Raw genomic sequence first — 18,307 nt, 5'->3', positions numbered from 1 at the left:
CCCCGCCTTGTGCGGGGCTTTTTCATACCCGCTGAACGGGCCTGGGGCGGCCGGCTGATAGTGCTGCATTCAGCGCCGTGTTGATGGCGCGCAACGCCCTGGCTAGAGGGCTAATCATCCTTTCGGGCGACGGTACGAATCCAACCTTCGGGCGCTTATCCGAGTGTCATCCCCTGTTTAGGGTGCTGGACAGTTTCACTCACATCGGAGAGCCGCATGACAAAAACAACAAGGCCCGGAATCTTCCAGCCACACATCCTTCCCCTGGCTATCGCCCTCGCTGCTGTCGCGCCGGCGCAGGCCGCCAGCTTCAACATCGGTGAGATCGAGGGCCAGCTCGACTCGTCCCTGTCGGTCGGCGCCAGCTGGTCGATGCGCAGCGCCGATCCGGAGCTGATCGGTACGGCCAACGGCGGCAGTGGTTTCACCCAGACCGGCGACGACGGGCGCCTGAACTTCAAGAAGGGCGAAACCTTCTCGAAGATCTTCAAGGGCATCCATGACCTCGAACTGAAGTACGGCGACACTGGCGTGTTCGTGCGTGGCAAGTACTGGTACGACTTCGAGCTGAAGGACGAGCAGCGGCTGTTCAAGGACATCGACGAACACAACCGCAAAGAGGGTGCGCAGTCATCCGGTGCGGAGATTCTCGACGCCTTCGTCTACCACAACTACGCCATCGGCGATCTACCGGGCTCGACCCGGGTGGGCAAGCAGGTGGTCAGCTGGGGCGAGAGCACCTTCATCGGCAACAGCATCAACGCCATCAACCCGATCGATGCCGCCGCTTTGCGCCGACCGGGCTCGGAGCTCAAGGAAGGGCTGATCCCGGTCAACATGCTCTACCTGTCGCAGACCCTGACCGACCAGTTGAGCATGGAGGCCTTCTACCAGCTGGAGTGGGACCAGACCGTGGCCGACAACTGCGGCACCTTCTTTTCCAGTGCCGACGTGGTCGCCGATGGCTGCGACACCAACTACAACGGCCTCGGCCTCAGCAGCATCCAGACCCTGCTCGGCTTCCAGTCGGAGCTGGCCGACCTGGGCGTGACCGTCGAGCCGGAGGGGCTGGTGGTGCCGCGCGGCGGCGATCGCGACGCCCGCGACTCCGGGCAGTTCGGCCTGGCGCTGCGCTGGCTCGGCGACGACACCGAATACGCGGCCTACTTCATCAACTACCACAGCCGCTCACCGAATGTCGGCTATCAGAACGCCAACGCCGCGAGCATCACCAATGCCCTGACCGTCGCCGGCGGGGCGCTGGCCCAGCCGATCCTGCTCGGCACGGGCAACTACTACCTGGAATATCCGGAAGACATCCGCCTGTATGGCATGAGCTTCTCCACCTCGCTGCCCACCGGCACCGCCTGGTCGGGCGAGATCAGCTACCGGCCCAACATGCCGGTGCAGATCAACACCACCGACCTGACCAGCCGGATGGCCACCAGCGTTGCCGGCGGCCTGGCCACTGGCGGCTTCGCCGGCGCGCTGGCCCAGGCCGAGGCCCTGCACCGGGGCTACAACCGCAAGGAAGTGGGCCAGGCGCAAACCACCTTCACCCACTTCTTCGATCGGGTCATGGGCGCCGATCGCCTGACCCTGGCCGGTGAAATCGGCGTGACCCGCATCGGCGCCCTGGAGAGCCAGGACGAGCTGCGCTATGGCCGCGACGGGATCTACGGCTCGCCCTACGGCACCAGTGCGTCGAACCTGCTGTCCGCGCAGGAGTATGGCGACGACGGCTTCTTCACTTCCACCTCCTGGGGTTACCGCGCCCGGGCGATCTGGGACTACAACAACGTGATCGCCGGTATCAACCTCAAGCCGAACCTGTCCTGGGCGCATGACGTCGACGGCTACGGCCCGGTGTTCAACGAAGGCAGCAAGGCCATCAGCGTCGGTCTGGATGCCGAGTACCGCAATACCTATACCGCCAGCCTGTCGTACACCGACTACTTCGGCGGTGATTACAACGTCGCGGTCGACCGTGACTTTCTCGCCCTCAGCTTCGGCGTGAACTTCTGAACCGCGACCCAGGGAACCAGCCAATTATGAAAACAACAACAATGCAACTGATCAGTACCCTCACCCTCAGCCTGCTGGCCAGCGCTGTGTTCGCCGCCGTGGCGCCGGAGGAGGCGGCCAAGCTGGGTAGCAGCCTCACCCCGCTAGGGGCAGAGCAAGCCGGCAATGCCGACGGCAGTATCCCGGCCTGGACCGGCGGCCTGGGCAAGGACGCCGCAGCGGTGGACGCCAATGGTTTCCTCGGCGACCCGTTCGCCGGCGAGCAGCCGCTGTTCACCATCACCGCGCAGAACCTGCCGCAGTACCAGGACAAGCTGAACGAAGGTCAGGTGGCGATGTTCAAACGCTACCCGCAGAGCTACAAGATGCCGGTCTACCCCAGCCACCGCACGGCGACCGTCCCCGCAGAAGTCGCCGCCGCCGCCAAGCGCAGCGCGCTGAATACCACGCTGGTGGAAGGCGGCAACGGCCTGCAGAACTTCGCCGACAGCCGCTACTACGCCTTCCCGATTCCGCAGAACGGCCTGGAAGTGGTGTGGAACCACATCACTCGCTACCGCGGTGGCAACCTGCAGCGCAACATCGTCCAGGCCACCCCGCAGACCAATGGCGACTACACCCTGGTGCACTTCGATGACGTGGTGGCCTTCCCCTCGATGATGCCCGACCTGCCGGAGAAGAAGGCCGAGAACGCCCTGCTGTTCTTCAAGCAGCGGGTCACCGCGCCGTCGCGCCTGGCCGGCAACGTGCTGCTGGTGCACGACTCGCTGGACCAGATCAAGGAACCGCGCATGGCCTGGATCTACAACGCCGGCCAGCGCCGCGTGCGCCGCGCGCCGCAGGTGGCCTACGACGGCCCGGGTACCGCCGCCGATGGCCTGCGCACCTCGGACAACTTCGACATGTACAACGGCGCCCCGGATCGCTACGACTGGAAGCTGATCGGCAAGCGCGAACTGTATATCCCCTACAACAACTTCAAGCTGGCCTCGCCCGAGGTGAAGTACGCCGACATCCTGCAGGCCGGGCATACCAACCAGGACCTGGCGCGTTACGAGTTGCACCGGGTCTGGGAAGTCGAAGCGACGCTGCGCGCCGGCGAGCGCAACATCTACGCCAAGCGGCGCTTCTTCATCGACGAGGACTCCTGGCAGATCGTCGCCTCCGAGCACTATGACGGCCGCGGCCAGCTCTGGCGCATCGGCCAGGCCATGGCCGTGCAGAACTTCCACGTACAGACGCCTGGCTATGCCTTCGAAGCCCTCTACGACATCGTCGTCGGCCGCTACGTGGCCATCGGCATGGCCAACGAGGAGAAACATTCGGTCGTCTACGGCGCCCACGCATCGGCCAAGGACTTCACTCCGGCCGCCCTGCGCAACGCCGGCGTGCGCTGAGAGAAAAGCCGCTGCTCCTTGGCTTGAGGCGACCCTGGTGGTCGCCTTTTTTATGCTCGCGTCTAGGGTCTGTTCCCGTTTCGTTCACGAACGAAACGGGAACAGGCCCTGGCACTATTGATGTAGCACCACTGCCGATATTCAGGCGCTGGTGACCCTCCGATTAGTGGGTATGATCGGCTGACGTTCCATCGACCGTACAAATACAACAACCGCGTCGAGGCCAGAACATGCATGACAGTGTCCGCGCCCTGCCCATGGCGCTGCGCCAGCGCCCCCACGACAGCGCCTTGCCACGCCTGCCCGCCGCGCATATCGCCCGGCCGCGGCTGGGCGATGCCCTGCTCGCCAGCGACAGCCGCCTGAGCCTGGTCTGCGCCCCGGCCGGCTTCGGCAAGAGCGTGCTGCTCAACGAGTGCGTGCGCCGCGCCCCCGCGGGTACTCGGGTGGTCTGGCTGGAGCTGCTCGGCCTGCCGCTGACCCCGACCGAATTGCTCACCCGCCTGGCCACGGCCCTGCAGCTGACCCCCGGGCCGGGCGAACCCGGCGCCGAGTTGAGCCTGCTGCTCGGGCGCATCGAGCAACCGCTATGGATCATTCTCGACGACTACCCGCGGCAAACCTGCGCCGAACTGGATGCCTGCCTCGACCAACTGCTGGAACGCGCCCCGCATACCCTGCGCTGGTGGATCAGCGGTCGCCGGCGCCCGGCCTGGAACCTGCCGCGGCTGCTGCTGCAGGGCGATCTGCAGGAACTCGACGCGCAAGCTCTGGCGCTTACCGAGGCAGAGCTCGAACGCCTGCTCGAACAACGCCAGCAGCGCTTGCCGAGTGCCTTGGCCAAGCAACTGCTGCAGCACAGCGAGGGCTGGCTGGCCGGTGTCTGCCTGCTGCTGATGGGCAGCAGTGCGGACAATCTCGCCGAGCGTCTGCTCGCCGGTACCCCGTTGCTGCAGGAATACTTCGAGCGCGAGGTGCTGGCCGGCCTGCCGCCGACGCTGCTGCAGGCGCTGTTCACCCTGGCGCATATGCCGCGCTTCTGCGCGACCTTGTGCGACCAGGTGCTGGAAGAACAGGACGGCGCGGCCCTGCTCCTCGAGTTGCGCCAGCGCCAGCTGTTCCTGCATGGCCTGGATGGCTGCGGCGAATGGTTCCGCCTGTGGCGTCCGCTGGCCAGCCTGCTCAAGCGTCTGTCCGGCGGCCAGCCGCCGCTGTCGGCCCATCTGCGTGCCTGCCAGTGGTTCGCCGAGCGTGGCGAGGTGCGCGAAGCCGTGCAGCATGCACTCTGCGCCGGCCAGCTGGAGGTGGCCGCCAGCTACGTGCAGCGCTATGGCCAGGATCAGTTGCTGATCGGCTACAGCGTCGCGCAGTTCCTGCAATGGCGCGACGAACTGCCGGCCAGCCTGTTCTCCAGCTCCGCCCGCCTGATCTGCCTGCAGGCCTGGGCCCTGATCATCTGTGCGCGCCTGGACGAGGCGGATCGCTGCATCGCCGAGCTGGCGCGCTTCCTGCCGCAACCCGATGCCCGCCGCCAGCAGCAACTGCTCGCCCAGTACCAGGCGGTGACAGGGGTGTTGCAGCGCCAGCGCGGGCTGCGCAGCGCGCGCCAGCACTGCCTGGAAGCACTGGCCGTGCTGGACGAGTCGGGCTGGTCGCAACACATCCTCTGCCACCAGGCCCTGGCTCAGCAGGCCATGGCCGAGCTCGACCTGGCCCAGGCCCAGCAGCACAGCCACGAGGGCCTGCGCCTGGCGCGGTTGCGCGGCAATGTGCTGTTCGAGGCGCTGATCAGCGTCGACCACGTCCACCTGCTGGCCATGCTGGGTGAGCGCGAGCGTGCCCTGGAACAGGCCGAGCAGTCGCTGCAGCAGCTGCAGGGTGCGGCTCTGCGCGGCCCCGTGCTGGCGCGTCTGTTGCTGATGCGCGGCCATCTGCTGGCGGGCCGTGGCAGCAGCGCCGAAGCGGAGCAGGCGCTGCGCACGGGGTTGCAGGAGGCCGAGCAATGTCAGGACGCCTACCTGCTGTTCGGTTACCTGAGCCTGGCCGAACTGGCCAGCGCCAGCGGCGAGTTCGAGCGCGCACGCCAGCTGCTGCGCAGTGCCGAACGGCAGATGCAGTGCCTGCATGTACCCGAGGTGCGTTACCGCGAGGTCCTGCTGCTGGCCCAGGGCGAACTCTGCCTGCACCAGGGCGAAGTAGAACAGGCACGCAGCCACTTCCTGCGGGTGCAGCAGCGCTTCGAGACCCATGCGCTGCTGGCGCCCTCGGGCTTCTTCGACTTGCAGTTGCGCGTGCGCCAAGGCCTGGCCCTGGCCGAGCTGGCGCTGGGGCGCGTGGACAGCGCCGTCGAGCTGCTCCAGGCGTTGCTCGGCGAATGCGGGCAGGCGGGCCACCACAGCCTGGCGGGCGAGATCCGCGTCAGCCTGGCCGAGGCGCAGTTTCTCGCCGGCCGCAAGGAAGCCGCTGCCGCCCTGGTGTGTCAGGCCCTGAGCGAGGCCGAGCGCCTGCAGCAACCGCGTCCGCTGCTCGCCCTGCAACAGCGTCAGGGCGCCTGGCTGGAACGCATAGTGCCGCAGCTGAGTGACCCCCAGTGGTGTCAGCAGCACATAGGCACGGCGCCTGCGCTGCCGGCGGGCGAGGTGTGCGAGTCGTTGCTCAGCAAGCGCGAGGCGGCGGTACTGCGCCTGATCGCCCAGGGCTGCTCCAACCAGCAGATCGCCGAACAGCTGTACATCTCCCTGCACACGGTGAAAACCCACGCACGGCGGATCAACGTCAAACTCGGCGTCGAACGCCGCACCCAGGCAGTGGCGCGGGCCAAGGCGCTGGGCTGGATGGGCTAGCGAACGAGGCCAAAGGCTTTTAATAAGCCTGGCGTTATCGTCAATCCGTCTAGCGATTCTGTGCTGGGCTTGCAGGCCAGGCGGGTCGCCACCTGCAGCCGCCAGGCAGCTGTTCAGGGGGCGCTTGGGGTATTCCCCCGCAGCACGCTTTGGCAGTGCTGAAATGCCCGTTGCAGAGCGGCTGGCTGAAAATTTAAGGTGCTTATCCGGGTGTTTTCGCCCGCAGCGCATCCGGCTTGACGCTGCGCTTCTTTCAACTAAACCGATGTACTACGGCGCTGCAGGGGACTGGCAGTCGCTCACTCGACTCAAGCGGCACCCGCCACGGGATGCCAGGGTCGGGGCACAAGGAGTTTGCTGGGTGAAAGGACGCCATATTTCCGCATTACCTGTCTAGGTTCGATCTGCCCTTCATCTGCCGTTGCATCTGTCACTGAGCCTGCGTCCCATCGCGGGTTGCTGTTGTGTACCTCCTTGTCTGGTTTGCGCTCTGGTCACTGCCAGGGCTGCATGCGCCCGGCCGGCCATCTGCGCTGGGCGCCCACACATCTGCTAGGAGGTTATGCAATGAAAGGGATTAACAAAAGCGAGCTGGCCCGTCTGCAACTGCGCACCCGCAGGGCCATCAATCCACAGCACAGCCATTTCAGTGCGCTGCTCGCCGCGCGTCACCAGTTCGCCCGCACCTATTCGATCAAGGTACTGAACAACTTCGTCGGCAGCAGTCCGCTGGATTTCGAGCTGCTGACCCTGCTCACCCCGGCGCTGCAGGATCGCAGCCAGGATCACCTGCTGCTCGGCGACCAGCCGATCGCGCGCCAAGCCTCGACCTGGGACCCCGACAACCATGTGCTGAGCTGGCATCAGGGCAGCGGTGCAGAGGCCATCTCCGGGCGCATCGAACTGCTGCCGGACAACAGCAAGGGCTATGGCTACATCAACCGTGGCGACGCGCACTTCTCCGTGGAGATCGACCTCAAGCCGGTGTCCTACACCTGCGCCGTATCGGCCAACGCCGGCCAGTACGTGTCCGGCGATGCCAGCGGGCCGAAACTGAACTGGGACGTCAGCTCCGACGCCTGGAAGAACGCCACCTGGATCGACGGCGCCCTGCGCTTCACCTACGGCCTCACCGACAACGGCCCGTTCATCGGCCAGCCCGACCCGAACGTGCTGGTGGAGTTCTCCGACCTGCAGACCCAGACCGACTGGGCGCCGCAACCGGACTATGACTTCACCCTGCTGCTGACCCCGGAATTCCGCCTGATCTTCAGCGCCAACCAGGGCGTTACCCCGAACACCGATGACCGCGGCAGCAGCCCGGTGAAAAGCGTGTTCCCCTACCAGATGGCCTTCACCTTCGACGGCTTCGCCAGCAGCTTCGAGGGCGCTTACCTGACCGGGGAAAACACCATCCTCGGCACGCCTTACGCCGTGCGCGGGGTGGTCGACAACCCGGCCATCGTCGGCTTCTACGGTCTGGTCGACCATCTGAGCGGCCAGCATCGCGGCCTGGTGCGGGTCCACAACGGCCAGTTGGTGATCGATGGCCAGCCCGTCGCCGGCTCCAAGGTGCAAGGCAACCGCCTGAGCTGGCAGGGCCTCAGCAGCGCCCAGGCGCAAGCCTGCGGCCTGAGCAGCGATGGCCACCTGGAGTTCTCCGGTAATGGCGAAAAAATTCTTGGCGGCAGCCATGGCGGAGTCGGCCTGCGCCACTGCGCGGCCTCGCTGATTCGCCTGGCCGACAACCTCAGCGCGCCGCAGGCCAGTCTGCGCCAGACCATCAGCACCACCCGCAGCGCCCTGCACAGCCAGCTGCTGGGCGACACCGCGCTGAATATCCATACCCTGCTCGGCATGTCGCCGTTCCAGCAGACCACGGTCGACGACCACGGTGTGCCGAAGAAGGTCTGGAGTGAGGTGGTGCGCGACAACTCGATGCAGGACTTCTACCTGATCCTGCAGTACTACATGGACCCGGAGCTGCGCAGCGAATTTATCTCGCCCAACCCGCCGGTACTCTCCTCAGCGCTGAAGAACATCGCCGCGATCAAGGGCGCCAACGGGCAACTGCCGCAGGACTGGTACAAGAGCCTCAGCGTGGCCTACCTGAGCAGCGCCCTGGCACATACCGACGACCCAGGCGCGCCCTACCTGAACGGCGACCGCGCCGGCAAATGGCTGTCCCAGCAGGTGGCCGCGGATCAGGTGTACCAGGCCCAGGCACCGCAGCTGTACGCCAACCGCTGGCTGATGCAGTTCCCCGATACTGCGTTGTTCACCCAGGATCAGATCAACAACAACGGCCAGTACGTGCCGCTGATCGACCAGGACCTGACCGGCTGGATCGCGCAGATCCGCGCCACCGTCACCGGTAGCCAGCAGCAGATCGACGACCTGGTGAAAATGGTCACCGAGGCCGCCACCAAGGGCAAACAGAGCCTGTACTGGGCCTACCTGATGTTCCGCTACTCGACCCAGCCGTCGGCCCTCAACTACCTGCGCATGATCTCGATGAACAGCAATACCGGCCTGGATGGCTCGGCCTTCGCCCAGCGCGTGCAGACCAACCTGGCCGTGCTCAACGTGCTCGACCCCAGCGGGTTCTTCTGCAACCAGTACACCCAGGTAATCCAGACCTTCCAGATCGGCAACATCCTGCCCACCCTGATCGACTTCAGCGGCAACCTCGACGACTACGAGTACTCCGTCAACCAGATCATCAGCGCGTTCATCAAGCAGTACGGCGGCTCCACCGACCCGCAGATCCTCGACATGATCCGGCAACTGCGTGAGGCCCAGGCCCAAGGACAGGTGCGCGAGGTGCTCGACACCTTCGCCAGCCTGTCCGCCACCTTCGCCGGCATCTACGAGTGGGAACAGCTGGCCGGCAAGTTCGCCGCCTCCTGGCCCATCAGCAGCAAGATCTCCCTCGGCCTGGCCAAGGCCATCACCCTGGCCGCCGCTTCCGTGGGTATCGCCGCCTTCGTCTTCGGCGTGATGGACTGGAAAAAACTCGACTCGGCGCAACAGGCCCAGGTGATCATCGGCGGCACGCAGGTGTTCGCCCAACTGCTCGGCACCGTGCTGCGCAAGGGCACGGCCTACACCACCATCTTCCGCACGGAAAATACCTGGGGCTCGTTCTTCAAGAGCGTCTGGAGCAACGATGTGCTGGAGCTGGCCAACACTCGCGGCAGCAACGGCTTTTCGCGCTGGCTGGTGCGCGATGCCTCGCTGGAGGCCAAGCTGCTCGTCGCTGGCGCGGAAGAAGACCTGGGCGTCGTGGCGAAGATCTTCGGGCGCAACCTCGACGAGTTCATCGCCACCCGCCTTGGCGCACTGTTTGCGGTGGCCAACATCGTCCTCAGCGCCATCGCCATCGCCAACTCGGAGTCCGATCTGGAAACCGCCGGCAACGCGCTGCTGCTGGCCTCGGCCTCGCTGGAGCTGATCGCCATCCTCGGCGAGTGGGGCTTGGGCGCTTTCGGCATCGAGGCCATCGGCGGCCTGGCGGTGGCCTCCATCGCCTCCGGGGTGGCGGTGCTGGCGGCCTTTGCGGCGATTGCCGGGGCGATCATCCTGCTGGTGCTGGCCTTCCGTCCGCAGAAGACGCCAATCCAGAAATTCGCCGAAGACCAGGCGAAAAAGGCCGGCTTCTACATGGAAGACAAGGCTTCCATCGATGCCCTCAACATCACCGGCAGCACCACCAACCAGACCTCGCCGAAGCTGGTCGGCATCGCCCTGCAGTACAACGCCAGCTACCAGCAGACCTTGACCTTCAATACTGATGGCTCGCTGACCATCGGCGCGCAGAAGCTGGACTTCAGCACCGACTTCTTCCTCGGTTCCGATGCCCTCGGCCGCGCCACCCTCTCGACCCTGCTGGCAGAGGGCGGCGAGACGGTGAACAACACGCCGCGGCAAAAGCTGGTGAGCATCACTCTGGACGACAACCAGTTGCTCAGCGCCGTGCCGCCCCTCAGCGATGCGAAGAAAACCAGCCAGCAGCTGTGGGCCAGCGAGTATGTCGGCAGCCCGCAGTTCGACAGCCAGGGCGCGCTGGTGGCGGCGCAGTTCCGCTTCTACAACTGCTACTGGAACGACCAGGGCAAGAAGCTCTACCTCAACAGCGATGGCAAGACGGTGTCCGCCGGCGGCAGCGGTACGGCCTGGACGGTGGCCCTCACCACCATGGCGCCCAATCTGCTGGCCATGGGCAACTTCAACCTGTGGGACTACAACCGCGACCAGCGCAACACCCCGTACCTGGGTCAGCCCGGCAGCGCGCCGCGTAAGTGGAAAATCGACCCGGCGTTGCCGAGCTTCCTGCAGTTCGACTTGGCCACTGGTGCCATCTCGCAGAAAACTGGCGTGACACCCAGCGGCATGGCGGCGAAGAGCTACACGCTCACCGTCTCCAATGACTACGGCGAGGCCGCGTGCAGTTTCTCGATCCGGGTGCAGATCTATGTCCCGCCGATGTACACACAGCTGCGGGCCGATGATGACCTGCAATTCGCCGTAGCTTGACCAGGAGGGCCGCCACCATGTCCACCGATCCTGTAGAAGCGATGTTCACCGCCCTGCCCGATATCGGCGCAAACCCGGTCGGGATCCTGGCCAAGGCGGCCCTGCTCAGTCGTCTGGAAGGGGCCACGCCGGGCAAACACACCCAGCCGTGGCCCCAATCTTCCGGGCCAAGCTTTCTCGCCATTTTCTTTCCCGGCTACACGCCGGCCGCCTACACCGGCAACGTCACCGGCAGTACCGGCCTGAACGATGATTTCTGGTCCGGATTCGCCGTCGCCACCTTGTGCCAGGCGATGTACAACATCACCTCGGGTCTGCGCCAACAGCTCAAGTCCGGGGATATCGACAACGCGGTGAATGCCTGCAACGGGCAGATCAGCAACAGCGCCATGCCGCTCTATGGTGTGGCCCTGCAACAGGGTTACCCAGCGTTCACCCAGGCTTACAACGACACCCCGGACAAGGCCCAGGCCCTGGCCACCTACAGCGCGCAACTGCAGAGCAGCAACTACCTCAACGCCCTGGCCGTGCAGTATCACAGCCAGGCTGGCCTGCCCAACTTTGACTGGTTGATGTGGCACCACTGGGTCAAGCTCAGCGTGCTCGGCTGCCCCACGGCCAGCATCGCCGGCATCATCGGTGCGGTGAAAAACAGCCTGGCCACTCTGCAGGTCGTGCTGCCTGGTAACGTCGATGTGGGCACCTGGCTCACCTACAACACCTGGATGTCCACCAGCGACCCGAACCGCCGCCGGCTCGACTGGAACGACATCGCCGGCGCTGCCCGGGGCGGCATCCTGGCGCAGGTCTGTACGGCCTATCCCGGCTCGTACATGCCTTCGTGCATGAACGAGGAAAACTCCTACGAGTTCACCGCCAATAGCCAGCCCGGCAGTGGCTACCGCGAGACCGGTGGTGGTGGTTGCTGCTTTGCCGCCGGCACCGGTGTGCTGTTGGCCGATGGCAGCGAACGAGCAATCGAAACCCTGCAACCCGGTGATCAACTGGCCACCACCGCCGGGCCGCGGCGCCTGGCCTTGGTCGCCCAGCCGTTTCGCGCCGGGCGCGCGCTTTATCGCATCAACGATCTACCCATCGGGGTCACCGCCACCCACCCCTTCCTGCGCTTTCCCCAGGCGGATCAGCCCACTCTGGCCAGTATCGACCCGCTGCAACTGAGCGCGCGCATCCCTGGCCTGGCCGTACTGGGTATCGGTCCGCTGAGCAGCGGCAGCACGCTGCTGCGTATCGCCAACCACAGCGCGCAACCTTATCCGGTCACCCAGGTGCACTGTCTGCCCGGCAGCGGCAACGCCGACGAGCGTCTCTATGACCTGCTGCTGGAACCTGGCGCGGAAATGGCCGGCTACCTGGTCGGCGGCAACGGCACCTACCTGGCCGTCAGTGCGGAAATACCCGATATCGGCGCCCACGCCGAGATCGCCCCCGGCTTCTTCGCGCTGGCGCAGAATCTCTACGATGCGTTGCACAGCGACATCGCCAGCTTGTCCCAGGCCAACCTGGCGCCCATCCTCGAACAGCTGGCGCTGACTCTGCACAGCCAACTGCTGCCCACCGCTCTGCAGCAGGCGCGCAACCGGCCCCAGGCAGCCCTGCTGCGCAGCACGCCAGCCGTGGATATCCACAGCGCCACCAGCGCCTTCTTCAGCTTGCTCGCCCAGCCCCCCGGCCTGGCCCTGCGTGCCAGCGCCGCGGGCGGCACCTTCAACTGGCAACTCAACCTGCTCACCGAGCAGTTGCTGGGCAATCTCGGCGAAACGCTACTGGCCCAGTTGGCCCTGGGCTGGCGCGAACCCGGCGACGCCACAGGCGACACCCTGGCAGTCACGCTGTTCGGGATCAGCCTGCTCAACGGCCAGGCCTTCGCCGACAGCCCAGGCCCGCTCAACCTGAGCCTCGGCGAGCAGCACTATCAGCTGGAGGAAAGTGGCCAGCGCCCTTCCAGTGCCTTTACCCGACACGTCGACCAGGTGCTCTATTGCCCACTGGCGAGCAGCGGCGAACTGGCGGAAAAACTGACGCTGACCTGCCAGGATGGCGCGGGCAACTCGCTCAGCACACAGATCTATCTGCCGGAGCGCCTGGAAACCGGCTGGCGCAGCTGCGAAGGCCTGCTGCGCGACGCCCAGGGCGCCATTGCCGGTACCTGCCGTCTCGACCTGCGCCTGCTCGACAGCGCCGCCATCGAGCGCGAGCAGCAACGCCAGCAGCACTGGGATCCAGCCCAGGCCGAGGCCTACCTGCACAGCCTGGTGCAGGCCGTCCTGGCGGAGCTGCCCAACCAGTTGCAGGCCTTCCAGGCCCAGCAGGCGGCCAAGGCTGGCGGCAAGCGCAGCGACGCCGGGCATTAGGGCAAACGCCAACGCAGAAACGCCGAAGGCCCCGGGCTTGCGCCACGGGGCCTTCGTTTTATTGCAGTCTGGCGCCCTGGCGGGATCGAACCCAGGAGCCCTGCCTTCGGAGTCCTTAAAGTCACCCTTTACGATCAATACGCTAGCGTTTATTTTCTGTAAAATCAAAGACTTGGCGCATCTAAAAGAGGTGGCATTTAGCCCTGTTTAACTAGGCGAGTGTGGCAAATTTGTGGCATTTTCAGGCTTGTTACTCGCATGCACCGAGACCCAAAGAAGCCTGACGAGGCACGTCGATGCAGGCTTATCCGAGGTGCGTGGCGGCTGAGCCGGCCGCTGCTCCGGTAGTCCAGGGAGCCCCGAATAAACCCGCGATCTCGAGGCTAGAGCGGCGCCCCCCAAGCCAGGCGTTGCATGCCCCGGCGTAGCGCCTCGCGCTGGTCCAGCCTGTTCATCCAGTGTTCCACCCGGGCGAAGTCCACCGACAGAGTCGGGTGCAGCGACTGAAATCCGGGCCAGCCCGACTCCACCCAGGGGTAGAGGGCGAAGTCGGCGATGGACAGTTCGCCGGCAACATACGGGTTTTCGGCCAGCGCTTCGTCGAGCACGCCGAGCAGTCGCAGGCTCTCCCCGGCGAAGCGCTGGATGGCGTACTGCACCGGTTCACGGGCACCAGTCTTCTCCAAGAAGCCGTTCAGCCGGGTGCGATCCTGTACGCCGGCGGAGGCGAAATGGGCCAAGTTGCCGAACGCCGGGCCGACGCCGCTGGTCTGCCAGAACAACCAACTCAGGGTATGGGCGCGCTGGCCAGGCTGCGGGGAGAGAAAGCGCCCGCTCTTTTCCGCCAGGTAGAGCAGGATCGCACCGGTCTCGAAGACGGCGAGCGGTTCCCCGCTGGCACCGCACAAATCGTCATCCACCAGCACGGGGATCTTGCGGTTGGGATTCAGCTGCCGGAACGCCGGTGAGTGCTGTTCGTCCTTGAGGATGTCGACCGGGCTGATGCGATAGGGCAGGCCGCACTCCTCCAGCATGATGGTGATTTTGCGGGCGTTCTGGGTGGTCCAGGCGTATAGGGTCAGCATGCGCGCACCTCCGTCTGCTTGAGTGCGCGTTGGGCCTCGGCTGCCGCCGCGCGAAGTTGTTCGGGTGCGATGCCGGCACGTCGACACAGCAGCCCGGCATCGAGGAAGAAGGTTTCCCGATAAATCCGGGCGTCGCGGAACTCCAGCTCGAGGAAGACCGGCACGCTTACGCATGGGCAGGCCTGCCCCGGCACATGCGGGGTCACTCGCACCTGACCGCTGGCAAGCATGGTTGCACCCTGATAGGCGGTCTTGTGCAACTCAATCTGGTAATCGGGAAACAGCGCGAAGAAGACCTGCAGGCCCTGCTCGACGGCAGCCGCACCGCATTGCCGAGCATCGAAACTCGGCGCCGCCAGTTCGATGTCCGGGTGATAGATGGTCATTGCGGCCGCAATGTTCTGCTCGCTCTTGACCCTGGCCAATTTGCTGGCGAGGGCATGCATCTGCTCTGACGTCACGTTCGATTCCTTGATTACCGGTGGTTTGCCCGGGGTTGGACGAGCACAGGCTATCCGCGCGGCGACCGCTCCCCGAGTGTCGATGCCGGCGCGAAACGGGTGAATCCGGACATCTAAGCGGAGAGCCGAATCGACCTTGTACACGTCTATTTTGACCTTCCAGCCACGCGCCCCGTTGAGGCATCCTGCTGGGCGAGCTGCCAGGGGGCTGTATGCCAAGCGTTGCAATAGTGGTTACGGAGCGCTGCCAGGCCTCCAGTGTGTTCACCATCGTCGATCTGCTGCTCGCCGCGAATTACGCCGCGCGCCGCTTCCTTGGGGAAGCGGGCGACCCCTTTCAGGTGCGCCTGGTCGGCCTGCACACCCGGGAAACTGCCTACAACGGCTACGCCTTGGCCCCCCTCGAACGGCTGACACATGACCCGATACCGCAGATCGTGCTGTTGCCAGGGGCCTTCGAGTCGGTGCTGTCAGCGTCACAGGCGGGCGAGGCGATGTTCCGGCTGGACTCGCTGTACCCCCAACTAAGGCGCTGGCACGCCGCCGGCGCGGTGATCGGTAGCGTCTGCACCGGCAACTTCCTGGTGGCACAGGCGGGATTGGCGAAAGAGCGCACGCTTAGTTGTCATTGGGCGTCGCTGCCGGTCGCCCGAGAGCTGTTCCCGACGACCAGTTTCGTGACCGAAAAATTGTTGATCGACCATGGCGATCTGATCAGCGCCGGCGGAGCCCTGTCTGTTGCCCAGTTGGTGCTCTACCTGATTCAGCGCTGGCACAGCCGGGAACTGGCGCTGGCCACGGCCAAGCTGATGTTGGTGGAGCCTAACTATGAGAGTCAGAGCCGCTTCGCCATTTTCTCCCCCTCGCGGAGCCACGGCGATGCCGTGGTCACGGCGCCGCAGGCGCAGATCGACGAACACCCCGAGCAGGCCATCGACTTCAGGGGTTATGCCGAGTCGAAGGGGCTGACCGAGCGACACCTAAGCCGGCGGTTCAAGAAGGCCACCGGGGTGACCCCGCTGGGCTACCAGCAGCGGATGCGTATCGAGCGGGTGAAAAGCGGCCTGGAAACCACGCGCAAACAGATGAACAGCCTGGTCTGGGAAGTGGGTTATGAAGACCTGGCCTCCTTTCGCCGGCTGTTCAAGCGCCAGACCGGAATGACCATGCAGGACTACCGCCGCCGCTTCGCCTTGTAGTGCGGCGGCGGGCTTACGCGCCCGGTCAAACCAGCAGTGGTGCAGTAGCAGCAGCGGCAAAGAAAAGGGGAAAGAAAAGGGGGCGGATTTATTTCCCCCAAGCTGTCGCACCGTGCTGGCTGGATGCAAAAGACAGGCACAAAAAAAGCCCCGGACTTTCATCCGGGGCTTTTTGCTTTGAAGATGGCGCACCAGGCGGGATTCGAACCCACGACCCCTGCCTTCGGAGGGCAGTACTCTATCCAGCTGAGCTACTGGTGCGTTGCGGGGCGCAATCATACGCATCCGCCGCGCGGGCGTCCATGCGGGCCGTCGGGCCTTTTGTTCAGAGCTCCTGCATGACGAAGTCGGCTTTGCTCACGCCGCAGTCGGGGCATAGCCAGTCGTCTGGCACTTCGGCCCAGGGTGTGCCGGCTGGGATGCCGTCGTCGGGCCAGCCGCTGGCTTCGTCGTAGATCAGGCCGCAGATGATGCAGATCCAGGTCTTCATGTCGGCACCTGTTCTTTATTACTTAGCGGATGCAGGTGACGATCGAAGCGACTGAGCGCAGGGAAGGTCAGCGGCTTCAACTCATCCAGGCTGTTCAGGTAGTCGGCGTACTGTTCGAGGATTTCCCCACGGGTGTCTGCGCTGACGTAGGGCACGTGATAGGCGGCGAACGGCGGTAGCACGCTGAGCCCGGTGTAGGCCAAGGTGCCGCGCTGCAATGGGCGCAGCATGTCGTGCAGATCGCCATGCACGGCGTCTTCATCGGCGAACATGTGCGCCTGACCGCCGAGGCTGAAGCTGAGCAGCGCACGCTTGCCGGCCAGGCCGCCGCGGTCGTAGAAGCGCAGGCCGCCGTAGCACACGCCGGACACCAACACGCGGTCGATCCAGCCCTTGAGCATGGCCGGCACCGAGCACCAGAACAGCGGAAAGTTGAGGATCAGCAGGTCGGCCCAGAGCAGTTTGTTCAGCTCGGTGCTGATGTCCGCAGCCAGGGCCTGCTGGCCGTGAGCATGGCGCTGTTCGAGGGCGTAGACCAGGTAATCGGGGTTGCTGCGTTGGCTGAAGTCGGCGGCGCTGGCCACTGGGTTCCAGTTCATCGCGTAGAGGTCGGAGACCTGGACGCTGTGTCCGGCCTGCTGCAGGGTGGCGACGGCGAGGTCTTTCATCGCGCTGCAGAAGGACTGCGGTTCGGGGTGGGCGTGGATGATCAGGATGTTCATGGGCAATTCCGGGAGCGGCGATAGGAGAGCAACCCTCTCCCTAGCCCTCTCCCATAAATGGGAGAGGGGACTAAAGCGGATTCAGGCGGCCTGTTGGGTCGTGGCGCTGGTCGGCTTCTCGTGCGCCTGCCAGCGATTGGCGCGGGCGAAGGTGCCGAAGTCGTTGAAGCGCACCCCGGCTTCGCGCATCAGCTGGTGCGCCAGCGGCGCGGTGAGCTGGCGGATGTAGAAGGGCTCCTTGACCACGAAATGGTGGATGCCGTGGGTGCTGCCGAAATTGCAGCAGAACGCCTGCAGCGGCCACAGCCACCAGGCATTCAGCACCTGGGTCTGCTGGATCACGTTGCCCGCCTCGATGTCGCCGTAGTAGTGCATGTTCGAGCTGATGAAGTGCAGGCAGAAGGTGCGCAGCACGTTGGGCCCGACCAGTACGACCACGGCGATGTTCACGCCGTGCATCACGCTCAGGGCGGTGGCGCCCCAGGCAATCGGCGCACCGGCGGCGCTGGCGGCGAAGTCGAGCAGGTGGAAACCGAGGAACACATACCAGGTGCTCCAGTTGAGCAGGCCCAGCGGTGCGTAGCCGATCAGCGTGCGGCTGACGATCATCTTGCGGTGCGCCCAGGTCTTGGCACGCAGCAGGCGGATCAGCGAGGACATCAGGTTGTCGCCGACCATCAGCAGGCGGGCCAGGCCCCAAGGCTCGCCGTTGGTGATGGCGCGCTCCTCGATATCGGTCTCGCTGCCGGACACCTTGTGGTGGTTGAGGTGCAGGTGACGGCGGATCCACGGGTTGATCGTGCTCGGCCGCGCCAGCCACACCAGGGCCAGCATCAGGTTGTGCGGCACGCGCTGCTTGCGGAAGTACATGGAGTGGATCAGGTCATGCTCCAGCTCGTGGGTCAGCGAGGCGAAGAAGGCGTTGGCCAGCAGGCACGCCCACCAGGCGATGGCGCCATCCAGGTAGAGCCAGGCACTGCCGAGCATCCCCGCCAAGGCGAAAGCCAGGATGCCGGCACCGAGGGCATCCTGGTGTTGCAGGATGGGGTAGCGCTGGCGCAGCTCTGCGCCACGGGCCAGTACCTGGCTGCGGATATGCGCGGAGCGCTGCTGGTCATTGTGCAGGCCATGGCTTGCAGGAGTCGGGGTCATGCACGCATCCTCTTCTCGGTTCGCC

Annotated in this window: 11 protein-coding genes and 1 tRNA gene; 6 read left to right on the top strand and 6 right to left on the bottom strand. The window is 65.1% G+C overall.

The genetic code is table 11. From position 1 onward, the window contains the following. Nucleotides 1–216 precede the first annotated feature (216 nt). The 5 genes from LRS11_RS04640 (at nucleotide 217) to LRS11_RS04620 (ending at nucleotide 13,173) form a co-directional block, all read left to right on the top strand. Nucleotides 217–2,025 (top strand): DUF1302 domain-containing protein, encoded by a 1,809-nt coding sequence (locus LRS11_RS04640; protein WP_260495737.1) that lies wholly within the window; start codon nucleotides 217–219, stop codon nucleotides 2,023–2,025. A 26-nt stretch (nucleotides 2,026–2,051) separates the two neighbouring features. Continuing rightward, complete coding sequence (locus tag LRS11_RS04635; protein WP_260495736.1) at nucleotides 2,052–3,422, top strand: DUF1329 domain-containing protein; 1,371 nt, start codon at nucleotides 2,052–2,054, stop codon at nucleotides 3,420–3,422. Nucleotides 3,423–3,652: 230 nt separating this feature from the next. Further along, on the top strand, nucleotides 3,653–6,265 hold the full coding sequence (locus LRS11_RS04630) for a LuxR C-terminal-related transcriptional regulator (RefSeq protein WP_260495735.1): 2,613 nt from the start codon (nucleotides 3,653–3,655) through the stop codon (nucleotides 6,263–6,265). 567 nt (nucleotides 6,266–6,832) lie between these two features. Next, nucleotides 6,833–10,801: a hypothetical protein gene (locus LRS11_RS04625; RefSeq protein WP_260495734.1), complete on the top strand. Its 3,969-nt coding sequence runs from the start codon at nucleotides 6,833–6,835 to the stop codon at nucleotides 10,799–10,801. A 17-nt stretch (nucleotides 10,802–10,818) separates the two neighbouring features. Continuing rightward, nucleotides 10,819–13,173 (top strand): hypothetical protein, encoded by a 2,355-nt coding sequence (locus LRS11_RS04620; protein WP_260495733.1) that lies wholly within the window; start codon nucleotides 10,819–10,821, stop codon nucleotides 13,171–13,173. A 383-nt stretch (nucleotides 13,174–13,556) separates the two neighbouring features. Here LRS11_RS04620 and LRS11_RS04615 read toward each other — a convergent pair whose 3' ends face one another. Together LRS11_RS04615 and LRS11_RS04610 are read right to left on the bottom strand one after the other, a co-directional pair. After that, the gene (locus LRS11_RS04615) at nucleotides 13,557–14,258 is read right to left on the bottom strand and encodes a glutathione S-transferase family protein (protein WP_260495732.1); all 702 of its coding nucleotides are present in this window, start codon (nucleotides 14,256–14,258) and stop codon (nucleotides 13,557–13,559) included. Next, nucleotides 14,252–14,863: a nuclear transport factor 2 family protein gene (locus tag LRS11_RS04610; protein ID WP_260495731.1), complete on the bottom strand. Its 612-nt coding sequence runs from the start codon at nucleotides 14,861–14,863 to the stop codon at nucleotides 14,252–14,254. The genes LRS11_RS04615 and LRS11_RS04610 overlap by 7 nt, the downstream gene beginning before the upstream one ends. A gap of 116 nt (nucleotides 14,864–14,979) precedes the next feature. On the opposite strand from LRS11_RS04610, the gene LRS11_RS04605 reads away from it, so the two are divergent. Continuing rightward, nucleotides 14,980–15,918 carry a GlxA family transcriptional regulator gene (locus LRS11_RS04605; RefSeq protein ID WP_260495730.1) on the top strand — a complete coding sequence of 313 codons (939 nt, stop codon included), beginning with the start codon at nucleotides 14,980–14,982 and terminating at the stop codon, nucleotides 15,916–15,918. A gap of 184 nt (nucleotides 15,919–16,102) precedes the next feature. Here LRS11_RS04605 and LRS11_RS04600 read toward each other — a convergent pair. The 4 genes from LRS11_RS04600 to LRS11_RS04585 form a co-directional block, all read right to left on the bottom strand. Continuing rightward, a tRNA-Arg gene (locus tag LRS11_RS04600) sits at nucleotides 16,103–16,179 on the bottom strand. Nucleotides 16,180–16,243: 64 nt separating this feature from the next. Beyond that, on the bottom strand, nucleotides 16,244–16,408 hold the full coding sequence (locus LRS11_RS04595) for a rubredoxin (RefSeq protein ID WP_260495729.1): 165 nt from the start codon (nucleotides 16,406–16,408) through the stop codon (nucleotides 16,244–16,246). Further along, nucleotides 16,405–17,130 (bottom strand): NAD(P)H-dependent oxidoreductase, encoded by a 726-nt coding sequence (locus LRS11_RS04590; protein ID WP_260495728.1) that lies wholly within the window; start codon nucleotides 17,128–17,130, stop codon nucleotides 16,405–16,407. The genes LRS11_RS04595 and LRS11_RS04590 overlap by 4 nt, the downstream gene beginning before the upstream one ends. Before the next feature lie 81 nt (nucleotides 17,131–17,211). After that, complete coding sequence (locus tag LRS11_RS04585) at nucleotides 17,212–18,282, bottom strand: fatty acid desaturase (protein WP_260495727.1); 1,071 nt, start codon at nucleotides 18,280–18,282, stop codon at nucleotides 17,212–17,214. Nucleotides 18,283–18,307 lie beyond the last annotated feature (25 nt).

The organism is Pseudomonas sp. J452 (assembly GCF_024666525.1).
In the GTDB taxonomy this organism is placed as follows: Bacteria; Pseudomonadota; Gammaproteobacteria; order Pseudomonadales; family Pseudomonadaceae; genus Aquipseudomonas.
Note: the sequence above shows the minus strand (reverse complement) of the source record. Positions and strands in the feature narration are given on the sequence as shown.